Raw genomic sequence first — 18,788 nt, forward strand, 5'->3', positions numbered from 1 at the left:
AGGTGTGCAAAGGGACGAAATAGAAAGAGGTCAAGTATTAGCTAAGCCAGGAACAATCACACCACACACAAAATTCAAAGCAGAAGTATACGTATTAACAAAAGAAGAAGGTGGAAGACATACACCATTCTTCAATGGATATAGACCACAATTCTACTTCAGAACAACAGACGTAACAGGAACAATCAACTTAGAAGAAGGCGTAGAGATGTGCATGCCTGGAGATAATGCAAGATTCACAATAGAGTTAATCACACCAATAGCATTAGAAGAAGGATTAAGATTCGCTATTCGTGAAGGTGGAAGAACTGTAGGAGCAGGTGTTGTTACTGAAATTATTGAATAATAAATAGAAGATATTAAAAGAAGGGGCGACCCTTCTTTTAATATCTAAAAAAAACTAAAAAAATCTCAATTAGGGCTTGAGTTTTCTTTTAAATTAATATAAAATGATATAGTGTGCAATTGACATGCGATGAGGCAAAAGGTTGCTTAATTTTTAAGGGAATTTTTGCCGAGAATGTCCGATTTAAAATCGGGCGACTGGTATTACCTTACCACTAGACCGGTTGATAAAAAAAACATACAAAACACCCGGTTAAGTGTATAGGTGATTCCACGTCGCATGTGTAAAATATAACATGCGATAGAAGGAGGGAATTTTATGTCAAAAAACAATGGTAAGGGAAAACAAAAAATAAGAATTAGACTTAAAGCATATGATCATGAGATTCTTGACGCATCAGCTCGTAAGATTGTAGAAACAGCTAAGAGAACAGGAGCGACAGTATCAGGTCCTGTACCTCTACCAACAGAAAGACAAGTTATAACAATCTTAAGAGCAGTTCACAAGTATAAGGATTCAAGAGAGCAATTCGAGCAAAGAACTCATAAGAGATTAATTGATATTACAAACCCTTCACCAAAGACTGTAGATGCATTAATGAGACTTAACTTGCCTGCAGGCGTTGATATTGAAATTAAATTATAATTCTTAGCATGATTACACATTATGTGTAATCCGCTGTAAGATTATAGGAGGTGTAAATATGAAAGCTATATTAGGAAGAAAGATCGGTATGACTCAAGTTTTCACAGAGGACGGAACAGTTATACCAGTAACAGTAGTTGAAGCTGGACCGGTTAAGGTTGTGCAAAAAAAGACTGTTGAGAAAGATGGATACAACGCAATACAAGTTGGTTACTGCGATATAAAAGAAAAGAAAGTTAATAAACCACTTAAAGGACATTTTGATAAAGCTGGAGTTGAATATAAAAAATATTTAAGAGAGTTTAGAGTTGAAAATGTAGATGAATATGAGGTAGGACAAGAAATTAAAGTAGATGTTTTTAGTGCAGGAGATAAAGTGGATGTAACAGGAATTTCAAAAGGTAAGGGATTCCAAGGTGTTATCAAAAGACATAATCAATCAAGAGGACCAGAAAGCCACGGTTCAAAATATCATAGAGCTGTAGGTTCACTTGGTGCATCTACATTCCCAGCAAGAGTATTTAAGACTAAGAAACTTCCAGGACATATGGGACATGAAAGAGTAACAGTTCAAAATCTTGAAGTTGTTAAAGTAGATGCAGAGAAGAACTTAATCCTTATAAAAGGAGCAGTTCCAGGACCTAAGGGTGGATTATTAATAATAAAACAGAGTGTTAAAGCTTAAGAAGGTTACTTTTTATAGAAGGGAGGACATAAAATGCCAAAAGTAGCTTTATATAATGTATCTGGACAACAAATTGGTGATATAGAGTTAAGTGATAGCGTATTTGGTGTTGAAATTAATGAACACGTATTATATGAAGCTGTAAAGAATTATCTTGCTAATAGAAGACAAGGTACTCAATCAGCTAAAACTAGGTCAGAGGTGAGAGGTGGCGGAAGAAAGCCTTGGAGACAAAAAGGAACAGGTAGAGCACGTCACGGAAGTATAAGATCACCTATTTGGAAAGGTGGCGGAGTTGTATTTGCGCCAAAACCAAGAGATTATAGCTACAAATTACCAAAGAAAATCAAAAGACTTGCTATGAAATCAGCGTTAAGTTCAAAAGTTGTAAATGGAGAAATAATAGTATTAGACGAATTAAAAATGGATAGACCTAAAACTAAAGATATGGTATCTATCTTAAAGAATTTAAATTCAAAGAAAAAAGCTCTTATAGTTATGAGTGAAAAAGATGAAAATGTAGTAAAATCAGCAAGAAATATACAAGGTGTATCAACTACACTTGTAAATACATTAAATGTTTACGATATATTAAACTGCGATTCTTTCATCATAACTAAGGATGCGGTTCGAAAAGTGGAGGAGGTGTATGCATAATGCGTAGCCCACACGATATTATAATAAAACCTGTTATTACAGAGAAAAGTATGAATGATATGGCAGAAAGGAAATACACCTTTGTAGTAGATAAAAGGGCTAATAAAACTGAAATAAAAAATGCAATTGAACAAATTTTTGGAGTTAAAGTTAAGAAGGTTAATACAATGAACATGAAAGGTAAAGTTAAGAGAATGGGTATACATGTAGGTAGAAGACCGAACTGGAAGAAGGCTATTGTTACTTTAACTTCAGATAGTAAAGGTATAGAGTTCTTCGAAGGTATGATTTAGCGGTAGAATTAGTTAGAAGGAGGGAACGGAAATGGGTATAAAGAGTTTTAAGCCTACTTCACCAGCTAGAAGACAGATGACTGTTTCCACTTTTGAAGAGATTACAAAAAAAGAGCCGGAAAAATCATTAACAGTATCTTTAACTAAAAAAGCTGGAAGAAATGCTCAAGGTAGAATAACAGTTCGTCATAGAGGTGGCGGAGCTAAGAGAAAATATAGAATTATAGATTTCAAAAGAGATAAAGATGGAATTCCAGGAAAAGTTGCTGCTATAGAATACGATCCAAATAGAACTGCGAATATAGCACTTATTAATTATGCAGATGGTGAGAAAAGATATATTATAGCTCCATACAAATTAAAAGTTGGAGATATTATCGAATCAGGAGAAAATGTTGATATTAAGATAGGTAATGCATTACCTTTAAGAAATATACCAGTTGGTACTACAATTCACAATATAGAACTAAAACCTGGTAAAGGTGGACAATTAGTTAGAGCAGCTGGTAACTCAGCACAACTTATGGCTAAAGAAGGCGACTACGCTTTAGTTAAACTTCCTTCTGGAGAAGTAAGAATGATAAGATTAGAGTGTAGAGCAACAATAGGTCAAGTTGGAAACATAGATCATGAAAATATTACTATAGGTAAAGCTGGTAGAAAGAGACATATGGGTATAAGACCTACAGTTAGAGGTAGTGTTATGAATCCTAACGATCACCCACATGGTGGTGGTGAAGGTAGAGCACCAATTGGTAGACCAACACCTGTTACTCCATGGGGTAAACCAACTCTTGGATATAAAACTCGTAAGAAGAATAAACCATCAGATAAATTTATTGTTAGAAGAAGAAAGAAATAATACAGTTTCATATAAACTAAGATGCGTCGGTTAAAAATAATGTGGTTTTGAAAGGAGGATCATAGATGGGTAGATCACTAAAAAAGGGTCCTTATTGTGATCCTAAGTTATTAAAGAAAATAGAAGAAATGAACAAAAAGAATGAAAAGAAAGTTATAAAAACTTGGTCACGTCGTTCAACTATTTTCCCACAAATGGTTGGACACACTTTAGCTGTTCATGATGGTAGAAAACACGTGCCAGTTTATATAACTGAAGATATGGTTGGACACAAATTAGGAGAATTTGCTCCAACAAGAACTTATAGAGGTCATGCAGATACAGAGAAAACAACTAAAGTTAAATAGATATTGGATAGATAAAGGAGGGAATTCAGGTGGAAGCTAGAGCTATCGCTAAATATGTTCGTATTTCACCCAGGAAAGTTCAGATAGTAGCAAATTTAATTAGGGGCAAAGATGTTAATGAAGCTCTTGCTATTTTAAAGTTTACTCCTAAAAAATCAGCTAGATTATTAGAAAAAGTAGTTAAGTCAGCACTTGCTAATGCTGAAAATAATTTTGATATGGATAGAGATAATCTTTATATAGCTGAGGTTTATGCTAATCAAGGTCCTACATTAAAAAGATGGAGACCGAGAGCACAAGGTAGAGCGTATCCGATTCTAAAGAGAACTAGTCATATAGGAGTAGTGCTTAGGGAAAGAGAATAGATAAGGAGGGGCTGAAATGGGTCAGAAAGTAAATCCACATGGACTTAGAGTTGGTATCATAAAAGATTGGGACTCTAGATGGTATGCTGGAAAGAAAGAATTTGCAGATCTTCTAATAGAAGATTATAATATACGTAAATTTTTAAAACAAAAATTATATATAGCTGGGATTTCAAGAATAGAAATCGAAAGAGCGGCTAATAGAGTAAGAGTAACTATAAATACTGCTAAACCAGGAATGGTTATTGGTAAAGGCGGTCAAGGAGTAGAAGAATTAAGAAAACAATTAGAGAAATTAACTAAGAAAAAAGTTGTAGTAAATGTTGAAGAAGTTAAAGTGCCTGAATTAGATGCTCAATTAGTAGCAGAAAATATAGCGGCTCAAATTGAAAGAAGGGTATCTTTCAGAAGAGCTATGAAGCAAGCTATTCAAAGAACTATGAGAGCAGGTGCGAAAGGTATCAAAACTGCTGTATCAGGAAGATTAGGTGGAGCTGATATGGCAAGAACTGAAGGGTATAGTGAAGGAAATATACCTTTACAAACTTTAAGAGCAGATATAGACTACGGTTTTGCTGAAGCAGATACTACTTATGGTAAAATAGGCGTTAAAGTATGGATATACAAAGGAGACGTACTTCCAACTAAAAAAGCTGACAAAAAGGAAGAGAAAAAAGAAATGTAGTTTTAATCCCTTAGGAAGGAGGAAAAAATATGTTAATGCCTAAGAAAGTGAAACATCGTAGAGTACACAGAGGTAGAATGAAGGGTAAAGCAACTCGTGGCAATAAAATAGCTTATGGTGAATATGCATTACAAGCTTTAGAACCAGCTTGGATTACTTCAAACCAAATAGAAGCTGCCAGAAGAGCTATGACTAGACATGTTAAGAGGGGCGGTAAAATCTGGATTAAAATATTCCCAGATAAGCCAATAACTCAAAAACCAGCTGAAACTCGTATGGGTTCAGGTAAAGGTTCACCAGAATATTGGGTAGCTGTTGTAAAACCTGGCAGAATCTTATTTGAAATGGCAGGAGTGCCTGAAGAAGTTGCAAGAGAAGCTATGAGATTAGCATCACATAAATTGCCAATAAAATGCAAATTCATAACTCGTGAAGAGGCAGCTCAAGAAGGTGGTGAAGCTAATGAAAGCTAAAGAATTACGTGAATTAACAACTCAGGAATTAAATACTAAATTAACTGACCTTAAGTCAGAATTATTCAATCTTAGATTTCAATTAGCGACAGGACAATTGGATAATCCAATGAGAATAAAAGCGGTTAGAAAAGATATTGCAAGAATTAAGACTATTTTAAGAGAAAGAGAATTAAATAAGATGAATGCATAGTAGTTCCAGAAAGGAGGACTATTTAACGTGAGTAGAGGGAATAGAAAAGTTAGAATAGGTCGTGTAGTAAGTGATAAAATGGATAAAACTATTGTAGTTGCGGTTGAAAGATTTGTATCACACCCATTATACGGAAAACAAATAAAAAGAACTACAAAGTTTAAAGCTCATGATGAAAATAATGAATGCGGAATTGGTGATATTGTAGAAATTATGGAAACAAGACCTTTAAGTAAGCATAAGAGATGGAGATTGGTTAGAATAATAGAAAAAGCTAAGTAATCCTAAGGATTTGAAAGGAGGTTATCTCATGATTCAAGCAGAATCACGTCTAAAAGTTGCTGATAATTCAGGAGCAAAAGAATTATTATGTATAAAAGTTTTAGGCGGAACTAGAAGAAAATATGCTAACATCGGAGATATAATAGTATGTTCTGTTAAGAGTGCAACACCTGGAGGTGTTGTTAAAAAAGGAGATGTTGTTAAAGCAGTTGTTGTAAGAACTAATAAAGGTGTTAGAAGACCAGATGGTAGCTATATAAAATTCGAAGAAAATGCAGCTGTTATAATCAAGGACGATAAATCACCTGTAGGTACACGTATTTTCGGGCCTGTAACAAGAGAATTAAGAGAAGGTAACTTTATGAAAATAATATCACTAGCACCTGAGGTATTATAAGAGGAGGTGTAGGTAATGCATGTAAAAAAAGGAGATACAGTAGTAGTAATCTCAGGTAAAGATAAAGGTAAAAAAGGTAAAGTGTTAACAGCACTACCTAAACGTAATAGAGTTATTGTAGAGGGCGTAAATATGCAAACTAAGCATAAAAAGCCTAGTCCAAAATTCCCGCAAGGAGGAATTATACACCAAGAAGGACCAATTCATGTATCAAATGTAATGTTATATTGTGAAAAAGACAAAAAAGGTGTTAGAGTTGGATATAAAATATTAGAAAACGGCGAAAAAGTAAGAGTTTGTAAAAAATGCGGTGAAGTTTTAGATTAGTTCTTACTGCTGAAAGGAGGTACACCAAATGACATCACGTTTAAGAGAAAAGTATGTAAACGAAGTAGTTCCAGCTTTAATGGAGAAGTTTAAATATAAAAATATTATGGAAGTACCAAAGATAGAAAAAGTTGTGCTAAACATGGGAATTGGCGATGCAAAAGATAATCCTAAGTCATTAGAAGCTGCTGTTGAAGAATTGACTTTAATAGCAGGACAAAAAGCTGTTGTTACTAGAGCAAAGAAAGCAATATCAAACTTTAAAATACGTGCAGGTATGCCAGTAGGTGCAAGAGTTACATTAAGAGGAGAAAGAATGTACGACTTTTTAGACAAATTCATGAACATTGCACTTCCAAGAGTAAGGGACTTTAGAGGTGTATCAAGCACATCATTTGACGGAAGAGGAAATTATTCAATAGGTGTTAGAGAGCAACTTATTTTCCCAGAAATTGACTATGACAAAATTGACCGTGTAAGAGGTTTAGATATAACTATAGTAACAACTGCTAAGACAGATGAAGAGGCTAAAGAATTACTTGAACTAATGGGTATGCCCTTTAAAAAGTAAGAAGGAGGGAGTTAAGTGGCAAAAAAATCATTAATTGCTAAACAGAAAAGAAAACCAAAGTTCAGCACAAGATATTACAATAGATGTAGAATATGTGGTAGACCACATGCTTATCTAAGAAAGTTTGGAGTATGCCGTATTTGCTTTAGAGAATTAGCATATAAAGGGCAAATACCAGGAGTTAAAAAGGCAAGCTGGTAAAGTTAGCTAATATGGAAGGAGGTAAACCCTAATGGTAATGACTGATCCAATTGCAGATATGCTTACAAGAATCAGAAATAGTAATAATGCAAGACATGAAACTGTTGACATCCCAGCTTCTAATATGAAGAAAGCAATAGCTGAAATCTTATTAAATGAAGGTTTTATTAAGGGATATGATATTATAGATGATAATAAGCAGGGTATTATAAGAATACAACTTAAATATGGAAAGAATAAAGAGAGAGTAATAACAGGATTAAAGAGAATTTCAAAACCTGGATTAAGAGTATATGCAAAAAGAGATGAGATACCAAGAGTGTTAGGTGGACTTGGTATAGCTATTCTTTCAACTTCAAAAGGAATAATGACTGACAAGGCAGCAAGGAAAGCAGGCGTAGGCGGAGAAGTTATCTGCTACGTTTGGTAAAGCTTTTAAACCAGAGAACAGGAGGTGTAGTCATGTCTAGAATAGGGTTAAAACCAATAACAATTCCTGCTGGCGTTGAAGTAAAAATAAACGACAATAACTATATAGTTGTTAAAGGACCAAAAGGGCAACTTGAACAGCAACTTCATAGAGACATGAAAATAAATATAGAAAATAATGAAATAACAGTAGTAAGACCTACTGATAATAAAAAGCATAAGTCACTACACGGATTAACAAGAACTTTAATAGCTAACATGATTGAGGGTGTAACTAAGGGTTATTCTAAGACATTAGAAATTGTAGGTGTTGGATATAGAGCACAAAAACAAGGTAACAAACTTGTATTAAACCTTGGTTTTTCACATCCAGTAGAGATGGAAGCTCCTGAAGGTATTGAAATAGAAGTACCTGCTAACAATAAAATAATTGTTAAAGGTATAGATAAACAAAAAGTTGGTAACTATGCTGCGGTAATCAGAGACTTAAGAAAACCAGAGCCTTATAAAGGCAAAGGTATTAGATATGAAGGCGAAGTTATTAGACGTAAAGAAGGTAAGACTGGTAAGTAGCAGGAAAGGAGTGATTAAGAGTGTTTAAGAAAGTAAGTAGGAATGAAAATAGAAAGAAAAGGCATTTTAGAGTTAGAAATAAAGTACATGGAACTCCTGAAAGACCAAGATTAAACGTATTTAGAAGTGCTAAGCATATATATGCACAAATAATAGATGACGTGGCAGGAAATACTTTAGTTGCTGCTTCAACTTTAGACAAAGAAATCAAAGAAAATGTTAAATATACAGGAAACAAAGAAGCAGCTAGGTTAGTTGGTAAATTAGTTGCTAAAAGAGCTTTAGAAAAAGGTATTGAAACTGTTGTATTTGATAGAGGCGGTTATCTATATCACGGAAGAGTTAAAGAACTTGCTGAAGGTGCAAGAGAAGCGGGACTTAAGTTTTAGTTAAAGGAGGGGAATTAATGCAACGCGGACGTATTGATGCTAGCGAATTAGATTTAAAAGAAAAAGTAGTTAATATAAATCGTGTTACAAAGGTTGTTAAAGGTGGTAGAAACTTCAGATTTAGTGCATTAGTTGTTGTTGGAGATGAAAATGGTCATGTTGGAGTAGGTATGGCTAAAGCATTAGAAATACCTGATGCAATAAGAAAGGCTATACAAGATGCTAAAAAACACTTAATAAAAGTTCCTATTGTTGGAACTACTGTTCCACATGAAATAATAGGAGAATTCGGTGCTGCTAGAGTATTATTAAAACCAGCTGCAGAAGGTACAGGAATTATTGCAGGAGGTCCTGTACGTGCAGTATTAGAGTTAGCTGGTATCAGAGATATAAGAACTAAGTCATTAGGATCAAACAACCCTAGAAATGTGGTCAATGCTACAATAGAAGCACTAAAGCAGCTAAAAACAGCTGAAGAAGTAGCAAGATTAAGAGGAAAATCAGTAGAAGAGTTATTAGGGTAAGGGGGTATACACCTTGGCAAAAATAAAGATCAAATTAATAAGAAGTAAAATAGGTAAAACTAAAAAGCAAAAGAGAACAATCGAAGCTTTAGGTTTCAAAAAAGTTGGTCAAATAATAGAGAAGGAAGATACTCCTCAAATTAGAGGTATGATACAAAAAGTAAGCCACATGGTTGAAGTAATTGAATAGTTAAAGAGGAGGTGTTTAAAGTGAAGTTACATGAACTTAGACCAAATGAAGGAAGCACAAAAGCTCGTAAGAGATTAGGTAGAGGTACTGCTACTGGACAAGGAAAAACTGCTGGTAGAGGTCAAAAAGGTCAAAAGGCACGTTCAGGTGGCGGAGTAAGACCAGGATTCGAAGGCGGACAAATGCCATTATATAGAAGACTTCCAAAGAGAGGTTTTACTAATAGATTTGCAAAAGAATATGTAATAGTTAACGTAGAAACATTAAATAGATTTGAAGATAATACAGAAGTGACTCCAGAATTACTTCTTGAAACAGGTATAATAAAGAAAGTAATGGATGGGGTTAAGATACTTGGTGATGGTGAATTAAATAAAAAATTAACTGTAAAAGCTCATAAGTTTAGCAAGTCTGCTATTGAAAAGATTGAGGGAGTAGGGGGAAAGGTAGAGGTGATTTAATATGCTGACTACTCTTAGAAACGCATGGAAAATTCCTGATTTAAGAAAGAGAATGTTATTTACCTTATTAATGCTAGTTGTATTTAGATTGGGGGCTAATATTCCAGTACCAGGGATAGATAAGCAAGTAATAGCTGAAATGTTTAAAGGTGAAGCTGGTGGGCTTCTAGATTTTATGAACTTGATGGCTGGTGGTGCTTTTAAAAATTTTACGATATTTGCATTAAATATCTATCCTTACATCACAGCTTCAATAATTATCCAATTACTTACAATTGCTATTCCTAGCCTTGAAGCTTTAGCAAGAGAAGGAGAAGAAGGAAGAAAGAAACTTGCTAAATATACAAGATATGGTACAGTGGTGCTAGCATTAATACAGGCAATAGGTTACAGTGTAGGTTTCTTTAATAGGGCTTTAATAAATAAAGATTTTCTTTCAATAACAGTTGTAGTAGCTACATTGACTGCAGGTACAGCTTTCCTAATGTGGTTAGGTGAGCTAATTACAGATAAAGGAATAGGTAACGGTATTTCACTTATTATATTTACAGGTATTATTTCAAGAGTCCCTGGCGGATTAGCAAAAATAATTAATCTTCTTAAAATAGGAGAAACAAATATTATTGAGATATTAGTATTCTTAATACTTTCAGTGTTAATAATTGCAGGGGTTGTTGCAATACAAGAAGGTCAGAGAAAAATACCTGTTCAATATGCTAAAAGAGTAGTAGGAAGAAAAATGTATGGTGGTCAAAGTACTCATATACCACTAAAAGTCTTAATGGCAGGGGTAATCCCTGTTATCTTCTCAACTTCATTATTAGCATTTCCTCAAACTTTAGCATTCTTCTTTAAAGGAGGATTTGCTGAGTGGGTTAACAAGTATTTATCATTAAACGGTAACCCTGGTGTTATAATTTACTCAATATTGAACGCTTTATTGATAATTTTCTTCACATATTTCTATACAGCAGTTCAATTTAATCCTTATGAATATGCAAACAACTTAAAACAATATGGTGGATTTATTCCTGGAATAAGACCAGGTAAACCAACAGCAGAATATTTAAATAAAGTTATTTCAAGGATTACATTAGTAGGAGCATTAACACTTGCTATAATAGCTTCACTTCCAACTATTATCTTATCTACTACAAATTTAAATATTAGATTTGGTGGTACTGCACTTTTGATAGTAGTTGGTGTTGCTCTTGAAACTATGAAGCAGATAGAAGCTCAAATGTTAATGAGACACTATAAAGGATTCTTAAAGTAGCTTTGGATTACTCCACAAGGAGATGATTGTTTTGAGATTGATATTATTAGGGCCCCCTGGAGCTGGTAAAGGTACCCAAGCTTCAGGGATTGTAAAAAAATATAATATTCCACATATATCAACAGGAGATATTTTTAGAAAAAATATAAAAGAGGGCACTGAATTAGGTAAGAAGGCAAAAGAGTATATGGACAAAGGACTTTTAGTTCCTGATGATATAGTTGTGGCTATTGTAAAAGACAGACTAACAGAAAGTGATTGTAAAGATGGATTTTTATTAGATGGGTTCCCTAGAACAGTAGCTCAAGCAGATGCGCTTGAAACTGAGTTAAAGAACTTAAATATGCAATTAGACAAAGTAATAAATATTGAAGTTGATAAAGAAGCACTTATAGAAAGAGCAGTAGGAAGAAGGATTTGCAAAGAATGTGGAGCAACTTATCATATTAAGTTTAATCCTCCCAAACAAGAAGGTATCTGTGATATATGTGGAGGAGAGCTTTATCAAAGAAAAGATGATACTGTAGAAACAGTAACAAAAAGAATAGAAGTATATCTTGAACAGACTAAGCCCCTAATTGATTATTATAAAGACAAAGGTATACTTGCAAATATTGATGGAATGCAGAGTATTGATAAAGTGTTTGAAGATATCGTAAGTGCTTTAGGGAGCGGTAAATAATGATCATAATAAAAACTAAAAGAGAGATTGAAAAGATGAGAAGGGCGGGTAGACTTGTTGCTGAGACTCACGCCTTTCTCCAACAATTTATCAAGCCTGGCATTACAACGAAAGAGCTAGATAGGATTGCTGAAGATTTTATACTGAAAAATAATGGTAGACCAGCTTTTAAAGGATATAACGGTTACCCAGCTTCTATTTGTACGTCAGTTAATGAAGAAGTTGTTCATGGCATACCTGGATTAAAAAGGCTAAAAGATGGTGATATTATAAGTATAGATATTGGTGTGATTGTAGATGGTTATTATGGTGACAGTGCTAAGACTTATCCTGTAGGGGATGTATCAGAGGAAGCTCTTAGACTTATTAAAGTAACTGAGGAGTCTTTTTATGAAGGTATAAAATATGCAAAAGTAGGATATAGACTTTCAGACATATCACATGCGATTCAAAAATATGTGGAGAGTAATGGTTTTTCAGTTGTGAGAGATTTTGTTGGGCATGGTATCGGACAAAAAATGCATGAAGACCCGCAGATACCTAACTTTGGTCCACCAGGAAGAGGACCAAGATTAAAAGAAGGTATGGTTTTAGCTATAGAACCAATGGTGAATGCAGGAACATATCATGTTCGAATTCTTAAAGACAATTGGACAGTAGTTACGTTTGACGGAAAACTGTCATCTCACTACGAACACACCATAGCTATTACAGATGGTGAGCCCGAAATACTGACTGCTTTATAACAAATAAGAGGTGAATTTTATGGAAACTACTAGCGATATCCAAATAGGGCAAGTTGTTAGATCAAAAGCTGGTCGAGATAAAGGAAGAGTTTTCGTTGTTATTGATATTTTAGATGATAAATATGTATTGATAGTAGATGGTGACTTAAGAAAACTTGACAAACCAAAGAAAAAGAAAATAAAACACTTAATCGTTTATAAAACTGTACTAGAAAATATTAAAGAAAAGATTGAAAAGGGAGAAAAATTTAATAATGCTTATGTTAGAAAATGTCTAAAACCTTTCAATGAAGAGATATAATTTCCTTGAATAGGAGGTTAGGTTGCCTAATGTCCAAAAAAGATGTTATAGAGGTAGAGGGTACTGTTATAGAGGCTCTACCAAATGCAATGTTTAAAGTAAGGCTTGATAATGGACATGAATTGTTAGCTCATATATCAGGCAAACTGAGAATGAATTTTATAAGAATTCTTCCAGGTGATAGAGTAACAGTTGAGTTATCTCCGTATGATTTAACTAGAGGTAGAATTACATGGCGTAAAAAGTAGCAAGGAGGGATTGCTGTGAAAGTAAGGCCATCAGTTAAACCAATTTGTGAAAAATGTAAAATTATTAAAAGAAAAGGTAGAGTAATGGTTATTTGTGAAAATCCTAAGCATAAGCAAAAACAAGGTTAATATTAGACATAATATACTAGCTATTTATTGTGTTTTTTAGTATAATAATTATTTGAGTTAATGAATATCGCGGCTGCTTAAGATAAAAGTTGTATACAGATAAAACTAATTGATTCACAGTATTAGGAGGTGTAGATATTAATGGCCAGAATTGCTGGTGTTGACTTGCCAAGAGATAAGAGAGTAGAAATAGGATTAACTTATATATTCGGTATCGGAAGATCAAGATCAAATGAAATATTAGCTAAAGCTGGTATAAATCCAGATACAAGAGTAAAGGATTTAACTGAAGAAGAAGTAAATAAACTTAGACATATAATAGAAAACGAATATGTAGTAGAAGGTGACTTAAGAAGAGAGATAGCTTTAAATATCAAAAGACTTAAAGACATTAACTGCTACAGAGGTATTAGACATAGAAGAGGTTTACCTGTAAGAGGTCAGCGTACAAAGACTAATGCAAGAACTAGAAAAGGTCCTAGAAAAACAGTAGGTAAGAAGCGTAAAAAGTAATAGATAAAGGAGGGACTGTAAGTGGTAGCTAATAAGAATAAAAGATCTCGCGTTAAAAGAAGAGATAAAAAGAATATCGAAAGAGGTCAGGCTCATATTAAATCAACATTCAATAATACAATAGTTACTTTAACTGATACTCAAGGTAATACTATTGCTTGGGCTAGCGCAGGTCAGCTTGGATTTAAAGGTTCAAGAAAATCAACTCCATTTGCTGCTCAAATGGCTGCTGAAGCTGCTGCTAAAAAGGCTATGGAACACGGATTAAAAACTGTAGAAGTATATGTTAAAGGTCCAGGAGCAGGTAGAGAAGCAGCAATAAGATCATTACAAGCTGCTGGGCTAGAAGTTAGTCTTATAAAAGACGTTACTCCAATTCCACATAACGGTTGTAGACCACCTAAACGTAGAAGAGTATAATTATGATGTAGGAGGTGTAGAGAATGGCAAGATATACAGGTCCAGTTTGCAGACTTTGTCGTAGAGAAGGACTTAAGCTTTATTTAAAAGGAGATAGATGCTATACAGATAAGTGTGCAATTGTTAGAAGAAACTATGCTCCAGGACAACATGGTAAATCTAGAAGAAAATTATCAAACTATGGTATCCAGTTAAGAGAAAAGCAAAAAGTTCGTAGATATTATGGAATATCAGAAAAGCAAATGAGAAGATACTTCGAAATGGCAGACAAAATGAAAGGTATTACAGGTGAAAACCTATTAAAAATATTAGAAATGAGATTAGACAATGTTGTATATAGATTAGGATTAGCTTCAACTAGAGCGGAAGCTAGACAATTAGTTACTCATGGACATTTCACTGTTAATGGTGAAAAAGTAGATATTCCTTCATATCTAGTTTCTGTAGGAGATGTTATTGCAGTAAAAGAGAAGAGCAGATCATCAGTTAAGTTTAAAGAATTAATTGAAAACCATCAAGGAAGAGTACCAAAATGGTTACAATTCACAGCAGAAAAAATGGAAGGTAAGGTTATCGCTGAGCCTTCAAGAGATGATATAGAATTACCAATTGAAGAACACTTAATCGTTGAGTTATATTCTAAGTAATATAAAAAATAGAATCAGTTGCCCTCAGTACCACAAAAAAGCTTATAGGGAGGGTTATTAGTAGATGATTGAAATAGAAAAGCCAAAAATTGAGATTGTTGAAATGAGCGAAGACAATACCTATGGTAAGTTTGTTGTAGAACCCTTAGAAAGAGGTTACGGAACTACTTTAGGTAATTCACTTAGAAGAATATTACTTTCATCTTTACCAGGTGCTGCTGTTACATCAATAAAGATTCAAGGAGTGTTGCATGAATTTTCTACCATTCCTGGAGTAGTGGAAGATGTTACTGAAATTATATTAAACTTAAAAGATTTAGTAGCTATTATGCATACTAATGAACCAGTAACATTAAGAATAGAAGCAGAAGGAGAAGGAGAAGTAACAGCTGGAGATATTATTACAGGACCTGAGGTTGAAATATTAAACAAGGATTTACACATAGCTACGCTTGATGAAGATGGAAAGCTTTATATGGAACTTGAAATGGCTAAAGGACGCGGATATGTTCCAGCAGAGAAAAATAAAAAAGAGAATCATACAATAGGAGTAATACCTATTGATTCAATCTTTACTCCTGTTAAAAAAGTAAATTTTAAAGTTGAAAACACAAGGGTTGGTCAGATTACTGATTATGATAAGTTAATCCTAGAAGTTTGGACGGATGGCAGTATTAAGCCAGATGAAGCTGCTTCATTAGGTGCTAAGATTATGAGTGAGCATTTAAACCTGTTCATTACATTGACTGACCATGTAAATGATGTTGAAATTATGGTTGAAAAAGAAGAAGATAAGAAAGAAAAAGTACTAGAGATGACAATAGAAGAATTAGATTTATCAGTTAGATCATATAACTGTTTAAAAAGAGCGGGTATTAACACAGTAGATGAATTAACTAAGAAAACAGAAGAAGATATGATGAAGGTTAGAAATCTTGGTAAAAAATCCCTTGAGGAAGTTCAACGCAAATTAGCAGAACTCGGATTGAGCCTAAAGAAGAGTGATGACTAAGAAGTAAGGAGGGAAGAGGGATGGCAAAATTAAGAAAACTAGGTCGCAGAACTGACCATAGAAAAGCAATGTTAAGAAATTTAGTAACTAGTTTATTAAAAAATGGGAAAATTGAAACAACAGAAGCTAGAGCAAAAGAAACTAGAAGATTAGCTGAAAAGATGATAACTCTTGCAAAAAGAGGAGATTTACATGCTAGACGTCAAGTTTTAGCATTTGTATATGATGAAACTGTTGTTAAAACATTATTTGATGAAATCGCACCTAAATATGCTGAAAGAAATGGTGGTTATACAAGAATATTAAAAATTGGACCTCGTAGAGGCGATGGTTCAGAAATGGTAATAATAGAATTAGTATAGATAGTGTAGGGGATTAAGTTGTCAGCTTAACTTAGTCCCTATTTTCTTAAGTTTTCGTATGAGTGGGGATAGATATGAGAGAAATAATGGTTAAAATGGATAATGTAACATATGAGTACACTAATAGTGAAGAAGAACGTATAGCAGCGGTAAAGAACATTAATTTGGAAATATATAAAGGGGAATTCCTTGTAATTTTAGGGCATAATGGTTCAGGCAAGTCTACTCTTGCTAAACTAATGAATGCACTTTTACTACCGTCTAAGGGCAAGGTTTATGTAAATGGGATTGATACGACTGATATGGAGAGAATTTGGGACATTAGGCAGACTGCTGGAATGGTATTTCAAAATCCAGATAACCAAATTGTTGCAACTATAGTAGAAGAAGATGTAGCATTTGGACCTGAAAATCAAGGAATAGAACCGAATGAAATAAGAAAAAGAGTAGACGAGGCTTTGGCTGCAGTTGAGATGTCAGAATATAAAGAGTATGCACCACACCTACTTTCAGGTGGACAAAAGCAGAGAATAGCTATAGCAGGCGTTCTAGCTATGAAACCTGAGTGTATAATTCTAGACGAACCAACAGCTATGCTTGACCCATCTGGCAGAAAAGAAGTTATGAATACAATAAAAAAACTTAATAGAAATGAAAAAAAGACTATCATACACATAACGCATTATATGGATGAAGCTGTTTTAGCAGACAGGATAATTATTATGGAAGAAGGACAAATTATAATGGAGGGTACTCCTAAGGAAATATTCAGTCAGGTAGAAAAATTAAAAAGCATGGGACTAGATGTGCCACAAGTAACTGAATTGGCGTATAAACTTAGAAAAGAAGGTATTGATATACCTGCAGATATACTAACAGTTGAGGAATTGGTGAGTGTACTATGACTATTGTTATAAAAAATCTAACTCATATTTATAATCCAAAAAGTCCATTTGAGACAAAAGCTTTAGACAATATAAATTTAGAGATTGCTAAAGGAGAGTTTGTAGGTTTAATTGGACATACGGGTTCTGGTAAATCTACTTTAATTCAACATCTTAATGGCCTTTTAAAACCTACATCTGGGAAAATCTTTATTAATGATTTGGATATAACATCAAAAGATGTAAGCTTAAAAGAGATTAGACAGAAGGTAGGACTAGTATTCCAATATGCTGAATATCAGCTTTTTGAAGAAACAGTAGCAAAGGATATAGCTTTTGGTCCTAAGAATTTAGGTTTATCTGAAGATGAGATAGAGAAAAGAGTTAAAGAATCGATGGAAATGGTTGGACTGGATTATGAAGCCTTAAAAGACAGGTCTCCGTTTGAGTTAAGTGGAGGTCAGAAAAGAAGGGTTGCTATAGCAGGAATACTTGCTATGAAGCCAGAGATTTTAATACTAGATGAGCCAACAGCTGGATTAGACCCAAGAGGTAGAGATGAAATATTAGGGCAAATTAAAAAATTACATGAAAAATATAAGATTACAATAATACTTGTTTCGCATAGTATGGAAGATATAGCTAAATTGGTTAATAGGCTTATCGTTATGTATAAAGGTAAAATAGTGATGAATGGGACGCCTAGGGAAATTTTTAGTAAATCTGATGAACTTGAGAAATTGGGATTAGGAATACCTCAAATAACATACTTTATGAAAGCTCTAAAGAAGAAATGGCAGGGTATTAGAGATGATGTAATAACAGTAGATGAGGCTAAAGAAGAAATTCTAAGAGCTATAAGGGGAAATAATTATGATTAAAGATATTACTATAGGTCAATATTATCCTGGAAATACAGTTGTTCATAAGTTAGACCCTAGGATAAAGATAATAATAACATTTTTGTTTATTATAGCATTATTTTTTATAGATAAGTTTTTACCATATTTATTTATACTAGGTTTTATCTTAATGGTTATTTTAATATCTGAAATTCCAATAAAATACATATTAAAGGGTTTAAAACCTTTACTTCCTATTATTATAATTACATTTATATTGAACTTATTTATGACTAAGGGGCAAGTGATTTTTGAAATAGGTCCGTTAGACGTTACAATAGAAGGTTTAAATAAGGCATTATTTATGGCACTTAGATTAATTTTTTTAATAGTAGGTACATCATTACTTACATTAACAACTTCTCCAATATCACTAACTGATGGTATAGAAAAATTATTGAACCCATTTAAAAGGATAGGAGTTCCAGCTCACGAATTAGCAATGATGATGACGATAGCATTAAGATTCATTCCTACTTTACTTGAAGAAGCAGATAAAATTATGAAGGCCCAGATGGCTAGAGGAGCAGATTTTGAAAGTGGGAACATTCTAAATAGGGCTAAGAGTTTAGTTCCGTTATTAGTTCCATTATTTGTGAGTGCTTTTAGAAGAGCAGATGAATTAGCTATGGCTATGGAAGCGAGATGTTATAGGGGTGGAGAAAACAGAACACGAATGAAACAATTAGTATTAAATGCAAGAGACTTTATAGCATTGGGTATAATGATTGCTTTGTTTGTAATAATAGTATTGTATAGATATTTGTAGGT

36 protein-coding genes are annotated in these 18,788 nt (G+C 33.7%); all 36 read left to right on the forward strand.

The annotated features are described in order from the left end of the window. On the forward strand, positions 1–346 hold a 346-nt coding region (locus AB4Y15_RS11300; protein ID WP_489672025.1), incomplete at its 5' end, for an EF-Tu C-terminal domain-related protein. A 318-nt stretch (positions 347–664) separates the two neighbouring features. Continuing rightward, positions 665–991: a 30S ribosomal protein S10 gene (gene rpsJ / locus AB4Y15_RS11305; protein ID WP_427340457.1), complete on the forward strand. Its 327-nt coding sequence runs from the start codon at positions 665–667 to the stop codon at positions 989–991. A gap of 58 nt (positions 992–1,049) precedes the next feature. Then, positions 1,050–1,676 (forward strand): 50S ribosomal protein L3, encoded by a 627-nt coding sequence (gene rplC, locus AB4Y15_RS11310; RefSeq protein WP_427340458.1) that lies wholly within the window; start codon positions 1,050–1,052, stop codon positions 1,674–1,676. A gap of 33 nt (positions 1,677–1,709) precedes the next feature. Next, on the forward strand, positions 1,710–2,333 hold the full coding sequence (rplD, locus tag AB4Y15_RS11315) for a 50S ribosomal protein L4 (RefSeq protein WP_427340459.1): 624 nt from the start codon (positions 1,710–1,712) through the stop codon (positions 2,331–2,333). Beyond that, positions 2,333–2,626 (forward strand): 50S ribosomal protein L23, encoded by a 294-nt coding sequence (rplW, locus tag AB4Y15_RS11320; RefSeq protein ID WP_035162205.1) that lies wholly within the window; start codon positions 2,333–2,335, stop codon positions 2,624–2,626. The genes rplD and rplW overlap by 1 nt, the downstream gene beginning before the upstream one ends. Positions 2,627–2,657: 31 nt before the next feature. Beyond that, positions 2,658–3,488, forward strand: a complete 831-nt coding sequence (gene rplB / locus AB4Y15_RS11325) for a 50S ribosomal protein L2 (RefSeq protein ID WP_427340460.1) — start codon at positions 2,658–2,660, stop codon at positions 3,486–3,488. Positions 3,489–3,553: 65 nt separating this feature from the next. After that, complete coding sequence (gene rpsS / locus AB4Y15_RS11330) at positions 3,554–3,835, forward strand: 30S ribosomal protein S19 (protein ID WP_427340461.1); 282 nt, start codon at positions 3,554–3,556, stop codon at positions 3,833–3,835. 29 nt (positions 3,836–3,864) lie between these two features. Next, positions 3,865–4,200, forward strand: coding sequence for a 50S ribosomal protein L22 (gene rplV / locus AB4Y15_RS11335; RefSeq protein ID WP_427340462.1), 336 nt, complete (start codon positions 3,865–3,867; stop codon positions 4,198–4,200). A gap of 16 nt (positions 4,201–4,216) precedes the next feature. Further along, positions 4,217–4,885, forward strand: coding sequence for a 30S ribosomal protein S3 (rpsC, locus tag AB4Y15_RS11340; protein ID WP_427340463.1), 669 nt, complete (start codon positions 4,217–4,219; stop codon positions 4,883–4,885). A gap of 29 nt (positions 4,886–4,914) precedes the next feature. Then, positions 4,915–5,358 (forward strand): 50S ribosomal protein L16, encoded by a 444-nt coding sequence (gene rplP, locus AB4Y15_RS11345; RefSeq protein ID WP_427340464.1) that lies wholly within the window; start codon positions 4,915–4,917, stop codon positions 5,356–5,358. After that, positions 5,348–5,551, forward strand: a complete 204-nt coding sequence (rpmC, locus tag AB4Y15_RS11350; RefSeq protein ID WP_427340465.1) for a 50S ribosomal protein L29 — start codon at positions 5,348–5,350, stop codon at positions 5,549–5,551. Before rplP ends, rpmC begins: the two co-directional genes overlap by 11 nt. Positions 5,552–5,578: 27 nt before the next feature. After that, positions 5,579–5,833, forward strand: coding sequence for a 30S ribosomal protein S17 (rpsQ, locus tag AB4Y15_RS11355; protein WP_427340466.1), 255 nt, complete (start codon positions 5,579–5,581; stop codon positions 5,831–5,833). A 28-nt stretch (positions 5,834–5,861) separates the two neighbouring features. Continuing rightward, positions 5,862–6,230, forward strand: coding sequence for a 50S ribosomal protein L14 (gene rplN, locus AB4Y15_RS11360; RefSeq protein ID WP_427340467.1), 369 nt, complete (start codon positions 5,862–5,864; stop codon positions 6,228–6,230). A 15-nt stretch (positions 6,231–6,245) separates the two neighbouring features. Then, positions 6,246–6,557 (forward strand): 50S ribosomal protein L24, encoded by a 312-nt coding sequence (gene rplX, locus AB4Y15_RS11365; RefSeq protein ID WP_427340468.1) that lies wholly within the window; start codon positions 6,246–6,248, stop codon positions 6,555–6,557. 28 nt (positions 6,558–6,585) lie between these two features. Further along, the gene (gene rplE / locus AB4Y15_RS11370) at positions 6,586–7,128 is read left to right on the forward strand and encodes a 50S ribosomal protein L5 (RefSeq protein WP_427340469.1); all 543 of its coding nucleotides are present in this window, start codon (positions 6,586–6,588) and stop codon (positions 7,126–7,128) included. 15 nt (positions 7,129–7,143) lie between these two features. Beyond that, positions 7,144–7,329, forward strand: a complete 186-nt coding sequence (locus AB4Y15_RS11375; protein WP_427340470.1) for a type Z 30S ribosomal protein S14 — start codon at positions 7,144–7,146, stop codon at positions 7,327–7,329. A gap of 31 nt (positions 7,330–7,360) precedes the next feature. Then, complete coding sequence (gene rpsH / locus AB4Y15_RS11380) at positions 7,361–7,759, forward strand: 30S ribosomal protein S8 (RefSeq protein ID WP_427340471.1); 399 nt, start codon at positions 7,361–7,363, stop codon at positions 7,757–7,759. Between the two features lie 32 nt (positions 7,760–7,791). Beyond that, positions 7,792–8,331, forward strand: a complete 540-nt coding sequence (gene rplF, locus AB4Y15_RS11385) for a 50S ribosomal protein L6 (RefSeq protein WP_427340472.1) — start codon at positions 7,792–7,794, stop codon at positions 8,329–8,331. A gap of 20 nt (positions 8,332–8,351) precedes the next feature. Continuing rightward, positions 8,352–8,720: a 50S ribosomal protein L18 gene (rplR, locus tag AB4Y15_RS11390; RefSeq protein WP_427340473.1), complete on the forward strand. Its 369-nt coding sequence runs from the start codon at positions 8,352–8,354 to the stop codon at positions 8,718–8,720. Between the two features lie 17 nt (positions 8,721–8,737). Further along, positions 8,738–9,244, forward strand: coding sequence for a 30S ribosomal protein S5 (gene rpsE / locus AB4Y15_RS11395; protein ID WP_427340474.1), 507 nt, complete (start codon positions 8,738–8,740; stop codon positions 9,242–9,244). Positions 9,245–9,257: 13 nt separating this feature from the next. Next, positions 9,258–9,434, forward strand: a complete 177-nt coding sequence (gene rpmD / locus AB4Y15_RS11400; protein WP_427340475.1) for a 50S ribosomal protein L30 — start codon at positions 9,258–9,260, stop codon at positions 9,432–9,434. A gap of 20 nt (positions 9,435–9,454) precedes the next feature. Continuing rightward, positions 9,455–9,895, forward strand: a complete 441-nt coding sequence (gene rplO / locus AB4Y15_RS11405) for a 50S ribosomal protein L15 (protein ID WP_427340476.1) — start codon at positions 9,455–9,457, stop codon at positions 9,893–9,895. Between the two features lies 1 nt (position 9,896). Next, entirely contained in the window at positions 9,897–11,171 is a 1,275-nt protein-coding gene (secY, locus tag AB4Y15_RS11410) for a preprotein translocase subunit SecY (RefSeq protein WP_427340477.1), read from the forward strand. Between the two features lie 31 nt (positions 11,172–11,202). Then, positions 11,203–11,853 carry an adenylate kinase gene (locus tag AB4Y15_RS11415; RefSeq protein ID WP_427340478.1) on the forward strand — a complete coding sequence of 217 codons (651 nt, stop codon included), beginning with the start codon at positions 11,203–11,205 and terminating at the stop codon, positions 11,851–11,853. Beyond that, complete coding sequence (gene map, locus AB4Y15_RS11420) at positions 11,853–12,599, forward strand: type I methionyl aminopeptidase (protein WP_427340479.1); 747 nt, start codon at positions 11,853–11,855, stop codon at positions 12,597–12,599. Before AB4Y15_RS11415 ends, map begins: the two co-directional genes overlap by 1 nt. 19 nt (positions 12,600–12,618) lie before the next feature. Then, entirely contained in the window at positions 12,619–12,900 is a 282-nt protein-coding gene (locus tag AB4Y15_RS11425) for a KOW domain-containing RNA-binding protein (protein ID WP_427340480.1), read from the forward strand. A 29-nt stretch (positions 12,901–12,929) separates the two neighbouring features. After that, positions 12,930–13,148: a translation initiation factor IF-1 gene (gene infA / locus AB4Y15_RS11430; RefSeq protein WP_427340481.1), complete on the forward strand. Its 219-nt coding sequence runs from the start codon at positions 12,930–12,932 to the stop codon at positions 13,146–13,148. Positions 13,149–13,163: 15 nt separating this feature from the next. Next, positions 13,164–13,277: a 50S ribosomal protein L36 gene (gene rpmJ, locus AB4Y15_RS11435; protein WP_025434559.1), complete on the forward strand. Its 114-nt coding sequence runs from the start codon at positions 13,164–13,166 to the stop codon at positions 13,275–13,277. A gap of 141 nt (positions 13,278–13,418) precedes the next feature. Further along, positions 13,419–13,790, forward strand: a complete 372-nt coding sequence (gene rpsM / locus AB4Y15_RS11440) for a 30S ribosomal protein S13 (RefSeq protein ID WP_427340482.1) — start codon at positions 13,419–13,421, stop codon at positions 13,788–13,790. Positions 13,791–13,811: 21 nt separating this feature from the next. Further along, entirely contained in the window at positions 13,812–14,210 is a 399-nt protein-coding gene (rpsK, locus tag AB4Y15_RS11445) for a 30S ribosomal protein S11 (protein ID WP_427340483.1), read from the forward strand. Between the two features lie 23 nt (positions 14,211–14,233). Beyond that, complete coding sequence (gene rpsD, locus AB4Y15_RS11450; protein ID WP_427340484.1) at positions 14,234–14,857, forward strand: 30S ribosomal protein S4; 624 nt, start codon at positions 14,234–14,236, stop codon at positions 14,855–14,857. Between the two features lie 64 nt (positions 14,858–14,921). Continuing rightward, positions 14,922–15,869, forward strand: a complete 948-nt coding sequence (locus AB4Y15_RS11455) for a DNA-directed RNA polymerase subunit alpha (RefSeq protein ID WP_427340485.1) — start codon at positions 14,922–14,924, stop codon at positions 15,867–15,869. A 20-nt stretch (positions 15,870–15,889) separates the two neighbouring features. Continuing rightward, positions 15,890–16,231, forward strand: a complete 342-nt coding sequence (rplQ, locus tag AB4Y15_RS11460) for a 50S ribosomal protein L17 (protein WP_035162271.1) — start codon at positions 15,890–15,892, stop codon at positions 16,229–16,231. An 86-nt stretch (positions 16,232–16,317) separates the two neighbouring features. Beyond that, positions 16,318–17,136: an energy-coupling factor transporter ATPase gene (locus AB4Y15_RS11465; protein WP_427340502.1), complete on the forward strand. Its 819-nt coding sequence runs from the start codon at positions 16,318–16,320 to the stop codon at positions 17,134–17,136. Continuing rightward, positions 17,133–17,996 carry an energy-coupling factor transporter ATPase gene (locus AB4Y15_RS11470; RefSeq protein WP_427340486.1) on the forward strand — a complete coding sequence of 288 codons (864 nt, stop codon included), beginning with the start codon at positions 17,133–17,135 and terminating at the stop codon, positions 17,994–17,996. The genes AB4Y15_RS11465 and AB4Y15_RS11470 overlap by 4 nt, the downstream gene beginning before the upstream one ends. Continuing rightward, complete coding sequence (locus AB4Y15_RS11475; RefSeq protein WP_427340487.1) at positions 17,989–18,786, forward strand: energy-coupling factor transporter transmembrane component T family protein; 798 nt, start codon at positions 17,989–17,991, stop codon at positions 18,784–18,786. Before AB4Y15_RS11470 ends, AB4Y15_RS11475 begins: the two co-directional genes overlap by 8 nt. Positions 18,787–18,788 lie beyond the last annotated feature (2 nt).

The sequence above is a fragment of the Caloranaerobacter longqiensis genome (genome assembly GCF_050286925.1).
In the GTDB taxonomy this organism is placed as follows: domain Bacteria; phylum Bacillota; class Clostridia; order Tissierellales; family Thermohalobacteraceae; genus Caloranaerobacter.